The sequence below is a fragment of the Parendozoicomonas sp. 2304DJ65-17 genome, from assembly GCF_058148445.1.
The window spans coordinates 1-283 of the sequence record NZ_JBYVJV010000045.1; the positions used below are offsets into that span (position 1 = coordinate 1).

General features: G+C 55.1%; 1 protein-coding gene. It reads left to right on the top strand.

Features of this window, described 5'->3' with window-relative positions; all coding sequences use genetic code 11:
- A partial coding sequence (locus ACY2RR_RS24480) for a hypothetical protein (protein WP_490110818.1) occupies positions 1 to 283 on the top strand: 283 nt, incomplete at both ends.

The following is a 283-nucleotide window of genomic DNA, read 5'->3' on the forward strand; positions in this document are numbered from 1 at the left end:
TCAATGGCGTAGAAACCATCGGCACTGGTGTTGGACGGCGTCCCCCCGTTATAGAACTGGTAACCGGTGACACCCACGGCATCCGTCGCAACCACGGTGCCGACCACAAAGTCAGCAGCCTGGTTCTCGGCATAGGTGAAACTTTGGTCGGTTGTGATAACAGGTTGGGTGTCGTCGACATCGGTCACACCAAAAGTGACCGTCATAGCATCACTGGTGTTGCCTGCCGCATCGGTCGCCACAATCTGATAATCGGTGCTGTTGGCGCCACTCTCAAAATCAT